At 68.4% G+C, this 19,136-nt stretch carries 14 protein-coding genes; 4 read left to right on the forward strand and 10 right to left on the reverse strand.

Annotation, left to right across the window (positions count from 1 at the left end):
- Window positions 1–53: 53 nt before the first annotated feature.
- Genes B3E91_RS21095 through B3E91_RS21110 form a run of 4 tightly spaced genes read left to right on the forward strand, consistent with a single transcriptional unit; the run spans window position 54 to window position 4,015 of the window.
- Window positions 54–1,169, forward strand: a complete 1,116-nt coding sequence (locus tag B3E91_RS21095; protein WP_287031247.1) for an ABC transporter ATP-binding protein — start codon at window positions 54–56, stop codon at window positions 1,167–1,169.
- A complete protein-coding gene (locus B3E91_RS21100; protein WP_273231112.1) occupies window positions 1,169–2,068 on the forward strand; it encodes an ABC transporter permease in 900 nt (299 codons plus the stop codon). Before B3E91_RS21095 ends, B3E91_RS21100 begins: the two co-directional genes overlap by 1 nt.
- Window positions 2,065–2,928, forward strand: coding sequence for an ABC transporter permease (locus B3E91_RS21105; RefSeq protein WP_287031248.1), 864 nt, complete (start codon window positions 2,065–2,067; stop codon window positions 2,926–2,928). Before B3E91_RS21100 ends, B3E91_RS21105 begins: the two co-directional genes overlap by 4 nt.
- A complete protein-coding gene (locus tag B3E91_RS21110; protein ID WP_287031249.1) occupies window positions 2,921–4,015 on the forward strand; it encodes a P1 family peptidase in 1,095 nt (364 codons plus the stop codon). The genes B3E91_RS21105 and B3E91_RS21110 overlap by 8 nt, the downstream gene beginning before the upstream one ends.
- On the opposite strand, the gene B3E91_RS21115 is transcribed toward B3E91_RS21110, so the two are convergent.
- From B3E91_RS21115 to B3E91_RS21160, 10 genes are all read right to left on the reverse strand, one after another.
- Window positions 4,002–5,339, reverse strand: a complete 1,338-nt coding sequence (locus B3E91_RS21115; protein ID WP_287031250.1) for a hemolysin family protein — start codon at window positions 5,337–5,339, stop codon at window positions 4,002–4,004. The genes B3E91_RS21110 and B3E91_RS21115 overlap by 14 nt on opposite strands.
- 136 nt (window positions 5,340–5,475) lie before the next feature.
- The gene (gene phoR, locus B3E91_RS21120) at window positions 5,476–6,807 is read right to left on the reverse strand and encodes a phosphate regulon sensor histidine kinase PhoR (RefSeq protein WP_287031251.1); all 1,332 of its coding nucleotides are present in this window, start codon (window positions 6,805–6,807) and stop codon (window positions 5,476–5,478) included.
- Window positions 6,808–6,893: 86 nt separating this feature from the next.
- Window positions 6,894–7,583: a phosphate regulon transcriptional regulator PhoB gene (gene phoB, locus B3E91_RS21125; RefSeq protein WP_090224421.1), complete on the reverse strand. Its 690-nt coding sequence runs from the start codon at window positions 7,581–7,583 to the stop codon at window positions 6,894–6,896.
- Window positions 7,584–7,661: 78 nt separating this feature from the next.
- Window positions 7,662–8,549, reverse strand: a complete 888-nt coding sequence (gene ubiA, locus B3E91_RS21130) for a 4-hydroxybenzoate octaprenyltransferase (RefSeq protein ID WP_287031252.1) — start codon at window positions 8,547–8,549, stop codon at window positions 7,662–7,664.
- A gap of 70 nt (window positions 8,550–8,619) precedes the next feature.
- Entirely contained in the window at window positions 8,620–9,159 is a 540-nt protein-coding gene (locus B3E91_RS21135; RefSeq protein ID WP_287031262.1) for a chorismate--pyruvate lyase family protein, read from the reverse strand.
- 58 nt (window positions 9,160–9,217) lie between these two features.
- The gene (locus B3E91_RS21140; protein ID WP_287031253.1) at window positions 9,218–9,742 is read right to left on the reverse strand and encodes a DUF962 domain-containing protein; all 525 of its coding nucleotides are present in this window, start codon (window positions 9,740–9,742) and stop codon (window positions 9,218–9,220) included.
- A gap of 79 nt (window positions 9,743–9,821) precedes the next feature.
- Window positions 9,822–11,387, reverse strand: a complete 1,566-nt coding sequence (locus B3E91_RS21145; protein WP_287031254.1) for a methyl-accepting chemotaxis protein — start codon at window positions 11,385–11,387, stop codon at window positions 9,822–9,824.
- A 149-nt stretch (window positions 11,388–11,536) separates the two neighbouring features.
- Window positions 11,537–13,381: an exodeoxyribonuclease V subunit alpha gene (gene recD / locus B3E91_RS21150; protein WP_287031255.1), complete on the reverse strand. Its 1,845-nt coding sequence runs from the start codon at window positions 13,379–13,381 to the stop codon at window positions 11,537–11,539.
- Window positions 13,382–13,637: 256 nt separating this feature from the next.
- On the reverse strand, window positions 13,638–17,183 hold the full coding sequence (gene recB / locus B3E91_RS21155) for an exodeoxyribonuclease V subunit beta (protein ID WP_287031256.1): 3,546 nt from the start codon (window positions 17,181–17,183) through the stop codon (window positions 13,638–13,640).
- A 331-nt stretch (window positions 17,184–17,514) separates the two neighbouring features.
- The coding region (locus B3E91_RS21160) for an RNA-binding domain-containing protein (RefSeq protein ID WP_287031257.1) at window positions 17,515–19,136 on the reverse strand (1,622 nt) is incomplete at its 5' end.

Genomic DNA, 19,136 nt, shown 5'->3' on the forward strand with positions numbered 1-19,136 from the left:
TTCGCGGCCGCCGCTCGCGCCGGTCGCGACCTTGCGCTTTCCCGGAGTCGTTCATGTCACATGCCAACAACCCGGTGGTCGAAATCAGGGCCGCCGTGAAGCACTACCGCACCCCCGAAGGCCAGGCCGTCCGCGCCCTGGACGGCGTCGACCTGAGCGTCGGCGCCAACGAATTCGTCACCCTGCTCGGCCCCTCGGGCTGCGGCAAGACCACCCTGCTGCGCACCATCAGCGGCTTCGAGAGCCTCGACAGCGGCGAACTGCTGATCCAGGGCGTCGCGATGAACCAGGTGCCGCCTAACCGGCGCCCGGTGCACACCGTGTTCCAGAGCTACGCGCTGTTCCCGCACCTGTCGATCGGCGACAACGTCGGCTATGCCCTCGACGTGCGCGGCGTGGCCAGGGCCGAACGCCGCCAGCGCGTCGGTGCGGCGCTGGAACTGGTCGGCATGGGCGGGCTGGAGAAGCGCAAGCCGGGGCAACTGTCCGGCGGCCAGCAGCAGCGCGTCGCCCTGGCCCGCGCCATCGTCGACCGTCCCGCCCTGCTGCTGCTCGACGAACCGCTCTCCGCCCTCGACCGCCAGTTGCGCCAGGCCATGCAGCGCGAGCTGAAGAACCTGCAGCACGAGTTGGGCATCGCCTTCGTCTTCGTCACCCACGACCAGGAAGAAGCGCTGACCATGTCCGACCGCATCGTCGTGCTCAACGGCGGCCACGTGCAGCAGGTCGGCGCGCCGCAGGACATCTACGACCGCCCGGCGAACGCCTTCGTCGCCGGTTTCATCGGCGAGAGCAACCTGCTGCGCGCGCGGGTCGAGTCCTGCGCGGACGGCGTCGCCACGCTGGTCGGCGAGCAGGGCGATCCGCTACGCCTGCCGAGCGCCGGCCTGCAGGTCGGCCAGCCGCTGCACATCCTGCTGCGCCCCGAGCAATTCCACCTCGACTGCCCGGGCGACCCGGCCGCGCACGGCGCGCTGGACGGCGTGGTCGAGCAGACCGTGTTCATCGGCAAGGATTTCGAAGTGAGCCTGCGCAGCGCCACCGGCAGCCGCATCAAGGCGGTGGTGCGCGACGCCTCGCGCCAGGCCCTGCAACGCCTGCATCCGGGCGCCAGCCTGCGCCTGTGGTATGCGCTGGACGCCGCGCACCTGATCGCCGGGGAGGCCTGATGCTCACCGCCGAGAACCGCGCGCGCTGGCGCCTGGCCGGGCTGCTCAGCCCGGCGACCCTGATCATCGGCCTGTTCTTCGTCGTTCCGCTGGCGATCATGGCGCTCTACAGCCTGCTCGAGCCGGGCCTGTACGGCGGCGTGGAATGGACCTTCTACCCGGACAACTTCGGCCGCATCCTCGGCTGGGCGGACGGCAGCAACGAGGAATTCGACATCGTCTACCTGCAGATCCTCCTGCGCTCGTTCAAGCTCGCCGCGATCACCGTGCTGCTGACCCTGCTGGTCTGCTACCCGGCGGCGTTCTGGGTCAGCCGCCAGCCGGAGCGGCTGCGCAACTTCTGCCTGTTCCTGATCACCCTGCCGTTCTTCACCAGCCTGATCGTGCGCCTCTACGCCTGGGTGCTGATCCTGCGCCCCACCGGCTTCCTCAACGCCAGTCTGCAAGGGCTGGGGCTGATCGACGCGCCGCTCGACCTGATCTACACCGAGGGCGCGGTGCTGCTGGGGATGACCTACATCTTCGTGCCGTTCATGTTCCTGCCGATCTACGCCAGCGTGGAGAAGCTCGACCGGCGCCTGCTGGAAGCCTCGGCCGACCTCGGCGCCGGGCGCTGGCAGAGCTTCTGGCGGGTGATCTTCCCGCTGACCCTGCCGGGCATCGCGGCCGGCTCGATCATCGTGTTCATCCCCAGCCTGGGCAATTTCATCGTGCCGTCGCTGCTCGGCGGCGCGCGCGTGCTGATGATCGGCAACCTGGTGGAGCAGCAGTTCCTCGCCGCGCGCAACTGGCCGTTCGGCGCCGCCCTGGCGATGCTGATCATGGCTGCGGTGCTGCTGTTCCTGCTGCTCTACGTGCGCTGGCAGGGGCGCGCCGCACTGAAGGAGGCCGCCCGATGAACAGACTGCTCGGACTCATCGGCCGCCGCCTGCTGGGCGGCTACAGCCTGGCGTTCTTCGTCTTCCTCTACCTGCCGATCGGCCTGATCGTGGCCTACTCGTTCAATGGCAACCCGCTGAACATGATGATCTGGAGCGGCGCCAGCCTGGACTGGTATCGCTCGCTGTTCGGCCTGTCCAATTCGCTGAGCGAGAACGCGCTCTACGTCGAATCCACCGGGCAACTGCTGGCGGCGCTGCGTACCAGCCTCGCCGTGGCGCTGGTCACCACGCTGATCTCGACCCTGGTCGGCACGCTCACCGCGCTGGCCCTGGCGCGCTACCGCTTCCGCCTGCAGGGTTTCTACCGGGTGCTGCTGTTCCTGCCGATGCTGATGCCGGACATCGTCCTCGGCATCGCCCTGCTGATCTTCTTCGTCGGCGCCGGCGTGCCGCTGGGCAAGGGTTCCATCATCATCGGCCACTGCACCTTCCTGATCAGCTACGTGTTCCTCATCGTCAGCGCGCGCCTGGCCGGCATGGACACGCGGCTGGAGGAGGCCTCGGCCGATCTCGGCGCCTCGGCCTGGACCACCTTGCGCCGCATCACCCTGCCGCAGATCCTCCCCGGCGTGCTCGGTGGCGCGTTGCTGGCGTTCATCATCTCGATGGACGACCTGGTGATCACCTACTTCATCTCGGGTGTCGATTCGACCACCCTGCCGGTGTTCATCTACGGAATGATCCGCCGCGGCATCAAGCCGGAAATCAACGCCATCGCCACCCTGCTGCTGCTCGCCTCGCTGCTGATCGCCTCCCTCGGGCTGTACCTGCGCAACCGCAAGCCCGCCACTTCCTCGGATGACCACGCCCATGGCTAAACCCCGCGCCCGCGAACTCGGCCTGGCCGTTCCCGGCATCACCGGCCCACACAACGCGATCACCGACGTGCCCGGCGTGCGGGTCGGCTACCGCACCCTCGACTACCTCGCCGACAACGGCAAGCGGGTGAAGACCGGCGTCACCGCGATCCTCCCCCGTGGCTATGCGCGCGAGCCGCAGCCGGTGTGGGCCGGCTTCCACGCGCTGAACGGCAACGGCGAGATGACCGGCACCCACTGGATCGAGCACGGCGGCTACTTCGTCGGCCCGCTGTGCATCACCAACTCCCACAGCGTCGGCATCGTCCACCACGCCGCGACCCGCTGGACCCTGCGCCAGTACGCCGAGGCCTGGGACGCCAACCACCTGTGGGCGATGCCGGTGGTGGCCGAGACCTACGACGGCGTGATCAACGACATCAACGGCCAGCACGTCAGCGAGGCCGACGCCTTCGCCGCGCTGGACAACGCGCAGGACGGGCCGATCGCCGAAGGCAACGTCGGCGGCGGCAACGGGATGATCTGCTACGGCTTCAAGGGCGGCACCGGCAGCGCCTCGCGCCTGATCGAGATCGACGGCCAGCGCTACACCCTGGGCGCGCTGGTGCAGGCCAACCACGGCCAGCGCGCCTGGCTCAAGGTGCTCGGCGTGCCGGTGGGCGAGCGCCTGGAGGATGAGCTGCCGGCCGGCCTGGAGCGCGAGCGCGGCTCGATCATCGTGGTGCTGGCCACCGATGCGCCGCTGCTGCCGCACCAGCTCAAGCGCCTGGCACAGCGCGCAGGGCTGGGCATCGCCCTGGGCGGTACGCCGGGCGGCAACAATTCGGGGGATATCTTCATCGCCTTCAGCGTGGCCAACCCGCGCCCGCTGCCGCAGCTGGCGCCGACCCGGCTGAACCTGGACTACCTCAACGACGAGTGCTTCGACGCGCTCTACCTGGCGGCCGTGCAGGCCACCGAGGAAGCCGTGCTCAACGCCATGCTGGCCGCCGAGGATGCGCCGATGCAGAAGCCCGAGGGCATCTGCCGGGCGCTCGACGGCGAACGCCTGCGGCAGGTGCTGGGGATTGCCGTCAGTCCAGCTTGACGACCTTGGCGAGGACGATCTTCGGACCCTTCATCTTCTTCACGATGATCCGCAGATGGTCGGTTTCCAGCACGTCCTCTTCCTCCGGCACCCGTTTCAGGGTGTCGTAGATCAGCCCGGCGAGGGTTTCCGCCTCGACGTGGTCGAGGTCCACGCCGAGCAGGCGCTCGACCTTGAACAAGGGCGTGTCGCCCCGCACCAGCAGCTTGCCCGGCTGGTAGGCGAGGATGCCGCGCTCGGCCTTGCGGTGTTCGTCCTGGATATCGCCCACCAGCACTTCGAGCACGTCTTCCATGGTCAGGAAGCCGACCACCTTGTGGTCCGCCTCCTCGACCAGGGCGAAATGCGAGCCGCCCTGGCGGAACTGCTCGAGCAGCGCGGAAAGCGGCATGTGCCGGGAAATCCGGTCGATCGGGTGGATCAGGTCGTCGAGCTTGAGCGCCGTGGGCAGCATTTCCAGCAGCGACAGCTCCAGCAGCAGGTCCTTGATGTGCAGCACGCCGACGAAGGTCTCGGCGGCCTCGTCGTACACCGGGTAGCGGCTGTACTTGTGCCGGCGGAACACCTCGAAGACTTCCTCCAGCGGCGCGTGGCGCTCCAGGTAGACCAGGTCTTCGCGGGAGTTGGCCCAGTCCACCACCTCCAGCTCGCCCAGCTCCACCGCCGAGGCCAGCACGCGCATGTCCTGGTCGCTGGGGTCGTGGGCGCGGCTGGAGTGCAGGATCAGCTTGAGTTCGTCGCGGCTGTAGGCGTGCTCGTGATGCGGCCCCGGCTCGCCCTGCCCGGCGATGCGCAGGATGCCGTTGGCGCTGGCGTTGAGCAGGTAGATGGCCGGGTACATCAGCCAGTAGAACAGGTACAGCGGCACCGCCGTCCACAGCGACAGCAGCTCGGGCTGGCGGATCGCCCATGATTTGGGTGCCAGCTCGCCGACCACGATGTGCAGGTAGGAAATGATGAAGAACGCGCTGAAGAAGGCGATGCCGTGGACCAGCGCCGGCGAATCGATATCGAAGTACTGCAGCAGCGGCGTCAGCAGGTGGGCGAAGGCCGGCTCGCCGACCCAGCCGAGGCCGAGGGAGGCCAGGGTGATGCCCAGCTGGCAGGCCGACAGGTAGGCATCCAGTTGGTTGTGCACGGTGCGCAGGATCTGCCCGCGCCAGCCGCTCGTCTCGGCGATGGCTTCGACCCGAGTGGCGCGCAGCTTGACCATAGCGAACTCGGCGGCGACGAAGAAGCCGTTGAGCAGCACGAGGAACAGGGCGAACAGCACGAGGCCGAAGTCGGCGAAATAGGTGTAGAGGGAGCTAGGGGAAGGGTCCATGGGGGGTTCGTAGGGCTGATGATGGGCTCAAGGTTGAGGGTTGGATTCGGGCTTTGCAACAGTTTCGGCGGCGAGTGGCCGAGCGGCGGCCCCGACGCCACGGCCCCTGGCTGCGAACGGCGCGCGCGGGCGCGCCTCAGTCGTCCGCGGCGGACAACGCCTCGACGGACAGCGGAACGACCTGGGCCGGCGCGAAGTGGCAGGTGAAGACGCTACCCTTGCCCGGCACGCTGGCGATTTCGAGCTTGCCGCGATGGCGCAGCAGCACGTGCTTGACGATGGCCAGGCCGAGGCCGGTGCCGCCGGTGCTCAGCGCGCGGCTGGAGTCGACGCGGTAGAAGCGCTCGGTGAGCCGCGGCAGGTGCTTGGCCTCGATGCCGACGCCGCTGTCGGCCACCGCCAGGTGTGCGCCCTGAGCGTCGCTCCACCAGCGGATGCGCACGTCGCCGCCGGCCGGGGTGTACTTCACCGCATTGAACACCAGGTTGGAGAAGGCGCTGCGCAGCTCGGCCTCGCTGCCCTTGAGGCGCAGGCCCACTTCCATGTCCAGCTGCACGCGGTGGCCACGCTCGCCGGACAGCGCCAGGGCATCGGTGCGGATCGACTGCAGCATCGGCTCCACCGCCACCGGCTGGTTGTCCGAGGGGTAGTCGGTGGCCTCCAGGCGCGCCAGCAGCAGCAGGTCGTTGAGCAGGTTCTGCATGCGCCCGGCCTGCTCCTGCATCTGCTGCATGGCGCGGCGCCAGCGCGGGCTGGTGCCAGGGTCGTTGTCGAGCAGGGTTTCCAGGTAGCCGGCGATCACCGTCAGCGGCGTGCGCAACTCGTGGGAGACGTTGGCGACGAAGTCCTTGCGCATCTGCTCCAACTGGTGGACGCGGGTCACGTCGCGCACCAGCATCAGGCGTTCGCCGTTGCCGTAGCGGGTGATGAGGAACTGCAGGCGCAGGTCCTCGTTGATCGGCGAGGGAATCTCCAGCGGATCGGTGTGCTGCTCCTGCTCGAAGTACTCCTTGAAGCGCGGATGACGCACCAGGTTGCCCACCGGCTGGCCGCCGTCCTGGCGGGTCTTGAGCCCGAGCAGGGTCTCCGCCGCCGGGTTCCACCATTCCAGGTTGCCGCCGCTGTCGAGCATGATCACCGCGTCGCGCAGCGCGCCGGTGGATTCCTGGGCGCGGTCGATCACCGCCTGCAGGCGCTCGCGGGCCTGGCGGTTGCGCCGTTGCAGGTGGTAGATGCGGTCGAACAGTTCTTCCCACAGGCCGCGCGCTTCCGGCACCTCGGCCTGCGCGTCGGCGCTTTCCAGCCAGCGCCGCAGACGCAGCAGGTCGCGCAGCAGCCAGCCGAGGTAGAGCGCCAGGCAGAGGGCAAAACTCCAGCCGTAGGCATCGCTGATGAAGCCGAGCAACAGCCCGCCGCCGATCAGCGCGAGCAGGTGGCGGAGCAGAATGCGGCGCCAATCGGTGTTCAAGGCGGGTCAGGTCCTGTGCGGAAGGAAACGGCGATCGGTCATGCGCAGTCTACCGGTTCGCAACGGCCGGCTGGTCGCGCCCGCCGTCAGCTCTTGGTGGAGAAGCGGTAGCCGGTGCCGCGTACGGTCTGCACCAGGTTCTCGTGCACCTCGCCCAGCGCCTTGCGCAGGCGGCGGATGTGCACGTCCACGGTGCGCTCCTCGACGTACACGTTGCCGCCCCAGACCTGGTCGAGCAACTGGCCGCGGCTGTAGGCGCGCTCCTGATGGGTCATGAAGAACTGCAGCAGGCGGTACTCGGTGGGGCCCATCTCGGCCGGCTTGCCGTCGATGGTGACGCGGTGGCTGACCGGATCGAGCAGCAAACTGCCGACCTCGATCGGCGCCTCGTTGTCCACCGGCCCGGCGCGGCGCAGCACGGCCTTGAGCCGGGCGACCAGCTCGCGCGGCGAGAACGGCTTGGTGATGTAGTCGTCGGCGCCGACTTCCAGGCCCTGGATCTTGTTGTCCTCTTCACCCTTGGCGGTGAGCATGATGATCGGCACTTCGGCGGTCATCTCGTCGCGCTTGAGACGCCGCGCCAGCTCGATGCCGGTGGTGCCGGGCAGCATCCAGTCGAGCAGGATCAGGTCCGGCTGCCGGTCGACGATCAGCGCATGCGCCTGCTGGGTGTTTTCCGCCTCGAGGCATTCGTAGCCGGCCATCTCCAGCGCCACCGCGATCATCTCGCGGATCGGCGCCTCGTCGTCCACGATGAGGATTGTTCTACCTGCCATGTCCATTCCTGCCCAAACCATCTATGCGTCGCATTAGATAACGGAAATGTTGCAGCGATGTGACAGGCGCGCGTCCGCCTAGAAGGCGTAATCCAGCACGATGCCGAGGAAGATCGCCAGCCCGGCCCAGTGGTTGTGCAGGAAGGCCTTGAAGCACACCAGCGGCTCGCGCCGGCGGGTGGCCCAGAACTCCCAGGCGAAGCACGCCGCGGCCACGCCCAGGCCGAGATGGAACCAGCCGCCCAGCTCGAAGCGCCCGCCGGCCAGCAGCAGGCACAGCAGCGCCAGCAGTTGCAGCGTGAGGATGATCGCGCGGTCGGCATCGCCGAACAGGATGGCGGTGGATTTCACCCCGATCTTCAGATCGTCCTCGCGGTCGGCCATGGCGTAGTAGGTGTCGTAGGCCACCGTCCACAAGAGGTTGGCGATGTACAGCAGCCAGGCCGCCGCCGGCAGGCTGCCGGTTTCGGCGGTGAACGCCATCGGCATGCCCCAGGAGAACGCCGCGCCGAGCACCACCTGCGGGTAGAAGGTGTAGCGCTTCATGAACGGGTAGCTGGCCGCCAGCACCACGCCGCCGATCGAAAGCCAGAGAGTCGTGACGTTGGTGAACAGCACCAGCACGAAGCTCGCCGCCAGCAGCACGGCGAACAGCACCAGCGCCTCTTTCGGACGAATCGCCCCGCTGGCCAGGGGACGCGCGCGGGTGCGGGCGACGTGGCCGTCGAAATCGCGGTCGGCGTAGTCGTTGATCACGCAGCCGGCGGCGCGCATCAGCAGCACCCCAGCCACGAAGATGAACAGGTTCTTCGCGCTCGGCACGCCCTTGGCCGCCACCCACAACGCCCACAGCGTCGGCCACAGCAGCAGGTAGATGCCGATCGGCTTGTCCAGGCGCATCAGCTGGATGAAGTCCCAGGTGCGCGGGTGCAGGCGGTTCAGTGAGTGCAGCAGGCGGGTGTACATCGAGGGCGGCTCCGATCCGGTCGCGCGGAGTATACCGGCTCGCCGTCGCCGTCGAAGCGCGGCAGGCGGATCACGCCCCGGCGGCGTGCCACAGCGCCGGCAGGAACACCTCGGCGACCAGCACGCCCAGCGCGCCACGGCGGAAGCACGAACGCCGCGCCCAGAGCCCGGCCGCGGCCTGTTCGCCCGGCAGCCATTCGGCCGGATAGACGCAGGCCTGCAACTCGCCGCGCGCGAAGGCCTGGTCGCTGAACAGCAGTTCGCCCAGAGAGCGACTGCCCAGCGCCTCCAGCGCCAGCCCGGAGCCCTCCAGCGCCGCGCGTGCGGCGACGCTGCGGGCGAATACCCAGGGCTGGCCGTGGCCGCGCAGGAGCACTTCGCGCACCCAGCCCTGGCTGCCCGGGGCGACACCGAGCGCCGCGCACTCCTCGTCGCGCAGCGGCTGCCAGCCTTCGGCGAGCGGCGTGACGTCGAACGCGCCGTCCGCCAGGGCGGTGAGGCGACGGGTCAGCGAGCCCTGGTCGAACAACCAGTCGCGCACGGCGGCATCGGCGGCGGGTGGCAGCTCGGCAGCGCCGAGCCAGCGGGGGGAAGGAGCGGAAGAAGGGATCGACACGGCAACCTGGGCGAGATTCAAAGCGCGGAGTCTACCCGAACTGGCGGTTTGCTCAGGCGGTGGCGTCGCGCCCGCGGACATGCGTCGGCCCGGCGCGCTCTTCGATCTGCCGCTCGACGTCCTTGCGCAGGCCGAGCAGGAAGGCCAGCTCGGCGACCACGAACAGCGGGCCGACCGCCAGGCCCATGAGGTCATCGACGAACGCCGGCTTGCGCCCCTCGTAGTAATGGCCGACGAACTGGATCACCCAGCCGACGAAGAACAGCCCGAGCCCGGCACCCAGCCACAACGCGGTGCCCTGCACCGCCAGCGCCGCGCCGGCGGCCAGGCTGAGCAGCAGCAAGGCGCCCATGACCAGCCCGAAGCGCAGGTCCAGGCGCAGGTAGAACAGCCCTGTCACCAGCGCCAGCAGCGCCGCCGGCGACAGCCACAAACCGCCCAGCGGCAGACCCGGCCGCGACAGCAGCACGGCCACGGCGACCACGATCAGCGGGATACCGACGAAATGGGTGAGGATGTTGCGCTTGTCGCGGTGATAGTCGGCGTACTGGGCAAGGTGATCGACGAGGGTTTTCATTGTTGTTGTCCTCAGGGTTGAGGCCTCGATGATGCGCAAGCCCCGGGCAGACGGCAAGCGGACCGCGGCGAGCGGGTTCTCAAGGCTCGGGGCGATAGCCCAGGCGCAGCCCGCCCCAGTGCCGGCCCAGCACGCGGATCGGCACAGAGAGGTCGTGCATCAGCTCGCCGGTATCGCGCATGTAGGTCTGCAGCAGCAGGCGCTGCTGGTGGCTGCCGCAGCGGCGTCCGGTGCGGTCGTCGAAGATCCGCTTGCTGCGGCTGCGCAGCATGTCCTGCGCCGGGTCGCCGGTGGGCGCATGGCTGAAGGCGCGGTTGTGCGTCGGCACGTAGCCCTCCGGGGTGCTGGCGATGGCGAACACCAGGCCGTCGTGACGCGCCAGCAACGGCTCCTGGATGGCCGGCAGGACGTCGTCGCTGTAGCCGTCGAAACGGGTGCGGTAGCGCGCCGGGTTGCTGCCGGCGACTAGCCGGTAGTTGCGGTCGAAGAGGTCGTCGACGCTCAGCTTGCCGGCGGCGATATCCGCCTCGAACCGCGCCGCGATGGCCGCCGCGCCTTCCTGCGCGAGGTCGAAGATGCGCTGGTGATAATCGTCCAGGCGCACCTCGGCGAGTTGCTCGCTGACCGCCTCGGCCTGGCCCACCAGTTGAGTCGCCGCCTCGCCGAGCTGGCGCGTCTGCGCATCGCTGGCGTGGGCGTCGGCGCGCAACTGCGCCAGCGCCTCGAACAGTTCCACCAGGCGCTGCTGGTTGTCCTGGGTGCCGGCGGCGATCTGCGCCACCTGCGCCTCGACGTCGCCGGCCAGCCCGGCGATGCCGGACAGCTGACGGCCGGTCTGCTCGACCTGCCCGGCCGCTTCGTCCAGCTCGCTGGCCTGCTGCTGAATATGGTTGACCACCGCTTCGCTCTGCTGACGGATGTCGGCGACCATCTGGCCGACCTCCCCGGTGGCCTCGGCGGTGCGCGCGGCGAGGTTGCGCACCTCGTCGGCGACCACCGCGAAACCGCGCCCGGCCTCGCCGGCACGCGCCGCCTCGATGGCCGCGTTGAGCGCCAGCAGGTTGGTCTGGCTGGCGATGGACTGGATCACCGCGGTGACCTGGCCGATCTGCTCGGTACGCGCGCCGAGCCCGGCGATCAGCTCGCGGCTGGCGGCGGTCTGCGCGCTGAGCTGCTGCATCCGGCCGATCGCCTGCTGCAGCTCGTGCTGCCCGCTGTCGGCGCTCTGGCGCACGGCCTGCGCGGCTTCCAGCGTATGCCCGGTACGCTGCGCGCTGTCCTCGCCGGTGGCGGTCATCGCCTCGGCGCTGGCGGCCAGCTGGTCCACCGCGGCCATTTGCGACTGCAGCTTGCCGGCCAGTTGCTGCACACCGAACGAGACCTGGGCGGCATACAGCGCATTGTGGCTGGTGTGCCGCGACAGGCTCTGGCTGAGCGCGCTGAAGTCGGTCGCCGGCTGTGGCGCGGCGTTCCCTTCCGCCGGACGTTGCCAGGGGCCCAGCCACGGCCACAGCGCCAGCAGCAGCGCCGCCGGAATGCTCAGCCACAGCGGCAACGCCCAGGATTGGTAGACGACGACAAGCAGGATCAGCCCGGTCGCGTGCAGCAGGCAGGCGACGGGGTGGCAACGGTAGCTGGATGACATGCGGCGTTCTCGTTGTTATTGACCGGTCATGCCTGCATTTAGGCAGTTCTCGCGCGGCCACGCCATCGCCGAATGGTCGTAACGACGCTGAACTTTGTTATCGGCCGCCGCGCCGCGTAGTTGAGCGGCGCCACTTACCTCTGGTCGTCTCAGAAGAGGTCCAGTTGGCCCTGGTCGGGCGTCGCCGGCGCAGTCTCCATGGGCACGTCCTCGCGCGCCAGCCGCCGGGCCAGGCCGGCCGCGCGTTCGGCGCGGGTTTCCACCGCGTCGAGCAGGCGCGCCGGCAGGCCCCAGATGTCCACGCGGTGCTTGGCGCGGGTGATGCCGGTGTAGAACAGCGCGCGGGTCAGCAACGGGCTGGGCAGTTCGGGCAGTGCCAGCAGCACCTCGCCGAACTCCGAGCCCTGGCTCTTGTGCACGGTCATGGCGAACGCGCTGTCGTGGCTGGGCAGGCGCGCCGGGGCGAAGGCGCGATAGCCGTCCTCCCCCTCGAAATGGACGCGCAGGCCGAATTCACCGTGCAGGCACAGGCCGATGTCGCCATTGAACAGGCCGAGGGCGTAGTCGTTCTGCCGCACCATCACCGCGCGGCCGGGATACCAGCGTTCGCGCTCGGGCAGGCTCAGGCGGCGCTTGATGCGCGCTTCCAGCGCCTCGTTGATACCCGTCACGCCCCACGGCCCCTCGCGCTGCGCGGTGAGCGCGCGGAAGGCGTTGAACGCGGCGAAGGCCTGCGCCGGGTCGCCGCTGCGCGCCGCCTGCAGGTAGGGGCGATACGCCTGGTCGAGGCGTTCCAGCAGCGCCGCCGGAGACGGCTGGTCCTGCCAGTGCAGGTCGGCGCGGTTTTCCCGCAGCAGGCTCAGGGTGCCCGTCGCATCGCCGCCGTTGATCCGCCGCGCCAGCTCGCCGATGCCGCTGTCGCCGGCGAAACGGTGGCTATGGGTGAGCAGCACCACGGCGTCGCCGAGCTTCGAGCGCGGCGCCTCGACCGCCACGGCCTGGCCGGTGATGCGCCGCAGGTCGGCCACCGCCCGGGCGTCGAAGCCGCGCCCTTCGCAGAGTTCGGCGAACACTGCGCCGGCCTCCACCGCGGCCAGCTGGTCCTTGTCGCCGAGCAGGATCAGCCGCGCGTGCGGCGGCAGCGCGTCGACCAGCTTGGCCATCAGCGCTAGGTCGACCATCGAGGCTTCGTCGACCACCAGCACGTCCAGAGCCAGCGGCCGCGCCGCGTCGTGGCGCACCCGGGGCGTATCGCCACGGCTGCCGAGCAGGCGATGCAGCGTGCGCGCCTCTTCCGGCAACGCCGCCTTGATCGCCTCGTCCACCGGCAGCGCCGCCTTGGCGGTGCGGATCGCCTCGGCCATGCGCGCCGCCGCCTTGCCGGTGGGCGCGGCCAGGCCGATGGCCAGGTCGCTGGCGCCCGACGCGGCGGCGCCCGGCTGTTCCAGCAGCGCGGCGAGCAGACGCACCACGGTGGTGGTCTTGCCGGTGCCGGGGCCGCCGGAGATCACCGACAGGCGCCGACGCACCGCCTGCGCCGCGGCCAGGCGCTGCCAGTCCGGCAGGGTACCGGCGTTGAAGGCGAACAGCCGCGCCAGGCTCTCGCCCAGCGCCGCTTCGTCCACCGCAGGAACATCCGCCGCACGCCGCAGCAACTGCGCAGCGAGCTGCGTTTCGTAGGCGTGGTAGCGCGCCAGGTACAGGCGCTCGCCATCGAGGATCAGCGGCGCGAAGCCACCCGGCGCACCGACCAGCGCGCTGCCCTGCAACTGCGCGCGCCACTCGGCCAGGCCCGGCAGGACGAAGGCGTGCTCCGGCCACGGGCGGCGGCCGGCGCGGCGTTCCAGCAGCAGGCAGACGTCGCCCTCCCCCAGCGCCTCGGCGCACAGCGCGGCGGCGGCCAGCACGGATTCCGGCGCCGCCGGATCGAGGCGGCGCAGGCTGTCGACCAGCGCCCGCTCCAGCGGGCCGAGCGGCAGTTCGGCAAGGTTCATCGGCAACCTCCGTAGGGTGCGCCATGCGCACCGGTCGCCACTGCGGAGCTGGCGGTGCGCGCGGCGCACCCTACGGCGAGCGGCCATTCAGCGATGCTCATCGGCAACCTGTAGGGTGCGCCATGCGCACCAGTGGCCACCGCGGTGTTGGCGGTGCGCGCGGCGCACCCTACGGTGGAGCGGCAGGCCGCAAGGCGGGCGCAACCCCCTTCGTCATGCGCAGTACCAGCCGCGAGTTGCACCCGCCCTACGCCGATCATGTGGCCGCTCCGGCAAACAGTTGGTCGAGCGCATCCAGCAGTTCGTCGCTAGGTCGGGCGAAGTACACGCCGGCCTGCGGCATGCCGCGCAGGAACAGGTAGTAGGCACCGCCAAGCTGCGCGTTGCTGAAGTCGGCCAGGCGCTGACGCAGAAAACGCCGCAGCGCCACCAGGTAGATCAGGTATTGCAGGTAGTAATGCTCGCCGGCCAGGGCCTGCAATAGGCGTTCGCCGCCGTAATGGCTGGCGTCCGGGCCGAGCCAGTTGGACTTGTAGTCGAGGATGTACCAGCGCCCGTCGTGCTCGAAGGTGAGGTCGATGAAACCCTTGAGGAAGCCCTCGAGGCTGTCGAACTCCAGGCGCTCGGCGGCCAGGCGCAGCGGTTCCGCCAGGCCCATCGCGGGGTCGGCGAGCAGCACGCGCAGGCGCTGCACGTCGAGGTTCGCCACCGGGAAGGTGAAGCCCAGCTCGGGCAGGCGACGGGCGCGTTGCAGGCTGGCCAGGGTCAGGCCGGCGCCGTCGAGGTCGGTCTCCAGGACCTGCCGCAGGTGCTGCTCGGCGATCGCGCCCCAGGCCTCGGCGTCGATGCCGTGGGCACTCAGCGCCGGGGCGACCAGCTCGGCCAGCGGCGCCTTGTCCCGCGCCCAGTCTTCGAGAATCGCGTGCAGGCAGGTCCCCGCCCGCGCCCCACGGGGGAAGGCGAAGAAACCTACGCCTGGCTCGCTGGCGGCCGGCATCGCCAGGGCGTCGCGGTCCGGCGCCTCCATGTGCATGCCGGCGGCCAGCCCGGAGAAGCTGCCGATGCGCCAGGCGCTCTGCAGGCTGCGCTGAAACGGCTGCAACGCGGCCGGCGCCTGGGCGCGCTGCTCGCCACCGGCAGCGGCTTCGCGGTCGAGCAGTGCCACGCGGGCGATCCTCCCCTGGCTGCTCTCGGCCAGGCGGTCCAGCTCGGCCGCCAGCGCCACGCCGGGCTTCTCGCTGAGGTGCGCGGCGATTTCGCCGAGGGCGTCGTCTCCGGGCAACTGCCGACCGTGCAGCAGCCAGGCCAGCGCGCTGCTGTGCAGGCCTTCGTCGGGCAGGCCGCCATCCTTCTTCGGCTTGGGCACGGCGACCGGGCCCCAGTGCAGCCACAGCCGGTCACGCGCGCGGGTCAGCGCCACGTAGGTCAGGCGCAGCTTCTCGGCGAAGACTTCGCGCCGGGCCTTTTCCAGATGCTGGTCGAGCTGCGCGCTGCCGAGGTCGAGCAGCGGCTGGCCGTTTTCATCGTGGCAGCGGGCGCTGTCGGTGAATTGACCGAGCAGCTTTCCGTCCCAGAGGAACGGGCAGAACACCAGCGGATACTCCAGGCCCTTGGACGTGTGGATGGTGACGATCTGCACGCGCTCGGCATCGCTTTCCAGGCGCAACAGGGCATCGTCGCCGGCGCCCTCGCTGTTGCGCTGGCCGTTGAACCAGGCGAGCAGCGCTTCCAGGCCGGGACGTTGCAGGCTCTCGGCCTGCAGCAGCTCGGCCAGGTGCAGCAGGTTGGTCAGCCGGCGCTCGCCGTCGATGCCGGCGAGCAGGCGTTCGGCCACCTGCTCCTGATCCAGCCAGGCGCGGAACACCCTCATGAAACCGTGCTGCTGCCAGAGCTGGCGGTACTGCTCGGCATCGGCGCGCTCCTTGTCCCAGGCGCGCTCGTCGTCCTGGCAGCGCGCCAGCTGCGCGGCATCGCGGCCGAGCAGGCGGCTGGCCAGGGCGTAGCGCAGCACGCCTTCGCGGCCCGGTTCGGCATAGGCGGCGAGCACCGCGGCCAGTTCGCCGGCTTCCTCGCTGTGCCATACGCTGTCGCGCCCGCGCCGCACGCTGGGCACGCCGCGCGCGGCCAGTTCGCCGGCGACGCTGGCGGCCTCGCGGTGGCTGGCGACCAGTACGGCGATGTCGCCGCCGCGCAACGGCGTGCGCCGGCCATCCTCGTCGAAATAGGCGCTGCCCTCGGCACTGGCGGCGAGTAGACCGGCGATGCGCCGGGCCGTGTCGAGCGCGGCGATCTCGCCGGCGCGGCCTTTGTTGAAGCCCTCGTCGCCGAGCCAGACCAGCGCCAGCGGTTCCGGGCTTTCCGTATCCGGCAGCACCAACTGCGCGCGAGGCTTGGCCCCGGCGCTGACCGGCGGGTAGTCCAGGCCGTTTTCGGCGAACGGCTGCGGACGCGCGAACAGGCGGTTCAGCGCGTCGATCAGCTGCGGCGTGGAACGGTAGTTGAACGGCAGGTCGTAGCAGCGCGCCGCAGCATCACGGGCGGTGAGGTAAGTGGCCAGGTCGGCACCACGGAAGGCGTAGATCGCCTGCTTGGGATCGCCGACGAAGCAGAGATCTCCACCCTCACGGTAAATGCGGTCGAAGATCCGGTACTGCACCGGGTCGGTGTCCTGGAATTCGTCGATCAGCGCCAGCGGGTATTGCGCGCGCAGGGTCGCGGCCAGGTCGTCGCCGGCCGGGCCGTGCAGCGCCTCGTCGAGACGGTTGAGCAGGTCGTCGAAGGCCAGCAGGCGCTGCGCCGCCTTGCGCGCCGGCAGCTCGGCGTTGAGCTGGTCGAGCAGCTGCACCTGCAGGGCGATGAGCTTCTGCTTGCCCGCGGGAATTGCCTCGGCCAGCGCCTGGGCAAGGTCATCGAGGGCATGCGCCAGGGCGCATACCGGCGCCTCATGGCCCTTCTTGCAGGCTTTGGCCAACGCGGCGGTGCCGAGTTTTTCCAGCGCCTGGGGAGGCTCGAACAGCGCGGCCGGGTCGGCGAAGTAACTCTCCAGCTCGCCCTGCCACAGGGAGAATTTGCAGACCTTGTGCGTGCTCTGGCTGAGGCCGGGATGCGCGCGCAGCTCGTCGACCCAGGCCTGCCCGGCCTCGTGCCACAGCGCCGCGGCCTGCTCCCAGGCCGCGTTCGCGGCGGCCAGTGCGTCCTGCGCCGGGGCCTCGCGCGGCTCGACGCGCAGGTAGGGCTTGCCCAGGTGGCTGCGCAGACGCTGGCGCAGCGCCGCCGGGGTGATCTTCTGCTTGGCCAGGTAGCGCGCCCACGCCGGGTCGGCCTCCGCCAGCACGTGGCGCCAGGCGTCGCCGAGCAAGGCGTCGAGCACCTCGCGGTCGTCCTGGGTCAGTTCGCTGTCGAAGTCGCCGCCGGCCTCGAAAGCGGAATCCTGCAGGGCGCGCTGGCAGAAGCCGTGGATGGTGAAGATCGCCGCCTCGTCGAAGCCGTGCACGGCCAGCAGCAGGCGCCGCCGCGCGTCCTCTCCGGGGTGGCGACGGTGCAGTTCGGTGAGGAAGTCGTCCTTGCTTGGCGTGCCCTCATAGACCGCGAGCAATTCCGCCAGGCGCGCGCGGATGCGTTCGCGCAACTCGGCGGTGGCGGCGGTGGTGTAGGTGACCACGAGGATCTGCCCGACGCCGAGCTGCTGCTCCAGCAGCAGGCGCGCGTACAGCGCGGTCAGGGTCCAGGTCTTGCCGGTGCCGGCGCTCGCCTCGATCAGCGAGCGGCCGGTGAAGGATGAAGTCTGCAGGTCGAGGCTCATAGCGCCTTGGTTGCCCTGAAAATTTTGGGCAAATTCGGAATCAGCATAAACACCTCCCGCAAACGGGAACCGGTGGTCGTCTAGGATGTTTGCTCAATCCAGCGGAGCCTCGCGGCTCCAATTGCCTTACGGTCATGCAGCCTCTCAAAGTTAGCGATTAAATAAGCGAGACCTGACAATCGCTGGCTTTTGGGGTGGTAGATCCAGCGAGAGCATTTGCGCTTACTTAAGCCCGCTTAACAAAATTTCTTGTTGCCTCGGATGTAAGCCCCCGTTTTGCAAAGGCTTTGTACATGCTGCAACTCTCTGCTTAGCAAATGCTAAGCAATTGTTAAGCAGGCCTTGACGTGTAATAGACCCGGTTTCCTCCACCTTTTTTTTCCAGGAATCCATCAGGCTGGCTCCACTTCTTGAGGTAGCGCGATGCCTCCACTTGGGCTGATGGAGAGTCTCCCAGCCCCAGCAGCTGACGCAGCTCTTCATTGCTTATGCGCTTATGGTCACGTAGGTACTCACGCGCCATCTCTGCATAGCGAACAGGATTAAGTCCTCGTGCTCGCGTATAGGCAGCTTTGCCTTTCAGCTCTTTGGCAATACCCTTTGCCAAATGGAAGGTCGCTGCCGCCGTGTGACCCCGCCGCTCAATAACGCTCAAGGGTGGTAAACACATGCTATCCAGAACCCGACGAGACTCCTCACGGGTCAACTGAAGTATCTCAGCAGCACCGGACACATCGATAAAGTCCTGTCCGTGCAACGCATCAAGCACCAGTAACTGATCCAGTCCGACCTCAGCACCTCGTGCATCAAGGCGAGCAATCAGCTGTGCGAACATATCGTGAGCGCCCTGGTTGAATATGCGCAACGTCACCGAATGACCATCGGTAGAGTATTCGGGGCGACGTTTTCCATAGACGAGCGCCGATCGAAAAATTCTCTTGCGCCCAATACCTGCCGACTCAACCAACCGTAGCTTCAACAGGGCATTGGCCAATGTGCGGTTCCGCGGTACGGCTTCATGGCGGAGGATGTTCTGGGGAGTGATGCCATCGACGAACCCACCTGGGCTCGTCACTACCAGCTCTTGGGCAGAATGACGAACCAGAATTTCACCAGGGCTCAGATAGTCCCGGTGGGCCAGTGCGTTGAGAACCGCCTCGCGGACACCCTCGAGAGGGAACTGCGGGATGCGCAGCTTGAACAGGCCAACCTCGATCTCCTTTTCTGGATTCAGCGGCCCTTCGAATATCTGCTCCATGCGCTCCACAGCTTCCAGGAGCGGAAAACGCTCTTGGTCGTTGCGTGCCACACTGGTTTCGCTGTCATGCAACACATAGTGGAACTGTGCTTGCGGGCAATACCGGGCCAGTACTTCCCGCCGAGCGAACAGCAGTAGTCCAGTGTGAGTAACCTGGCCATTGCGCACAGCTTCCAGCCCTTGCAGGAACTCCATATCAGGCAAACCAATCAAGTCGGATGATGGCGCTTTTCTTCGCAAAATCTGCCGCCCACGTTCGACCTGCAATGGATCGATATCGGCCAGAGAACTCCCTACGGCAGGCTCACCACTCCAATCCAAAGCGGCACTGCCGACCTGCGCACGCAAAAAGCTGGTGCGATCTAGAGGGACACAATTCTTATCTACCCGCTGCTTAAACAAACCGGCCGAGGTGCCGTAAGGCTTACTAACGCCAGGCTGGACACGGATGACCAATAACTGCCCGCTGCCTTCCGGCACGTTCAGCACCTCGACCTCAGCATCAATGCTGGGTTGTGTGTTTCTGAAGATATCCCGGCGAAACATGACAGGATCATGCCCATCGATGCCATGTATTGCTTGTGCGCGACCAACAACCTTGTCATCCACACCGAAAACCAGCACGCCACCAGAAGCATTCGCAAAGCAGCAGGCGTATTCGCAAGCGACTTTCAAGTGGTCTGTCCCGGAACTGG

Source organism: Pseudomonas sp. UBA6310, assembly GCF_002438225.1.
Lineage (GTDB): Bacteria > Pseudomonadota > Gammaproteobacteria > Pseudomonadales > Pseudomonadaceae > Pseudomonas_O > Pseudomonas_O kuykendallii.

Coding starts and splice junctions, on each gene's coding strand:
- B3E91_RS21095 (WP_287031247.1), top strand. CDS start 54: ATGTCACATGCCAACAACCCGGTGGTCGAAATCAGGGCCGCCGTGAAG.
- B3E91_RS21100 (WP_273231112.1), top strand. CDS start 1,169: ATGCTCACCGCCGAGAACCGCGCGCGCTGGCGCCTGGCCGGGCTGCTC.
- B3E91_RS21105 (WP_287031248.1), top strand. CDS start 2,065: ATGAACAGACTGCTCGGACTCATCGGCCGCCGCCTGCTGGGCGGCTAC.
- B3E91_RS21110 (WP_287031249.1), top strand. CDS start 2,921: ATGGCTAAACCCCGCGCCCGCGAACTCGGCCTGGCCGTTCCCGGCATC.
- B3E91_RS21115 (WP_287031250.1), bottom strand. CDS start 5,339: ATGGACCCTTCCCCTAGCTCCCTCTACACCTATTTCGCCGACTTCGGC.
- phoB (WP_090224421.1), bottom strand. CDS start 7,583: ATGGCAGGTAGAACAATCCTCATCGTGGACGACGAGGCGCCGATCCGC.
- ubiA (WP_287031252.1), bottom strand. CDS start 8,549: ATGTACACCCGCCTGCTGCACTCACTGAACCGCCTGCACCCGCGCACC.
- B3E91_RS21140 (WP_287031253.1), bottom strand. CDS start 9,742: ATGAAAACCCTCGTCGATCACCTTGCCCAGTACGCCGACTATCACCGC.
- B3E91_RS21145 (WP_287031254.1), bottom strand. CDS start 11,387: ATGTCATCCAGCTACCGTTGCCACCCCGTCGCCTGCCTGCTGCACGCG.
- recD (WP_287031255.1), bottom strand. CDS start 13,381: ATGAACCTTGCCGAACTGCCGCTCGGCCCGCTGGAGCGGGCGCTGGTC.
- recB (WP_287031256.1), bottom strand. CDS start 17,183: ATGAGCCTCGACCTGCAGACTTCATCCTTCACCGGCCGCTCGCTGATC.